The sequence below is a fragment of the Ralstonia sp. VS2407 genome (assembly GCF_052950655.1).
In genome coordinates this window covers 1-433 of the sequence record NZ_JBRFVG010000385.1, presented here as the reverse complement: position 1 = coordinate 433, position 433 = coordinate 1, and the positions used below count along the sequence as shown (strand labels likewise).

Below are 433 nucleotides of genomic sequence, written 5' to 3'. Positions count from 1 at the left end.
CGTTCCCCGCGCGCGACGAGGACACGCCGACCTGGGGCGCGGACGGCACGCTCGCGCCGAACCCCGTCTACTCGGAGAAGCTGAAGATCGGCTATCGCTGGTACGACGCGCATCGCATCGCGCCGATGTTCCCGTTCGGACACGGCCTGTCGTACACGCACTTCTCGTATTCCGGGCTCGAAGTCAAGCAGCGCCCGGACGCGGCGACGACGGTGTCGTTTGCGCTGACCAACGATGGCCCGGTGGCCGGCGCCGAAGTGCCGCAGGTCTATCTCGGCGATCTCGATGATCCGCAGGAACCGCCGAAGCGCCTCGTCGGATGGGACAAGGTGGGCCTGCGCGCGGGCGAAACGCGGCGCGTGCGCATCGTGATTCCCGCCGAGATGCGGCGCGTGTGGGATGCGAGCCGCAACGGATGGGCGCTCGCGAAGGG

General features: G+C 69.1%; 1 protein-coding gene. It reads left to right on the top strand.

The window, feature by feature from the left end; genetic code table 11:
• Positions 1–433: fibronectin type III-like domain-contianing protein (locus tag ACU8YE_RS25595; RefSeq protein WP_446930422.1), on the top strand; the 433-nt coding region annotated here is incomplete at both ends.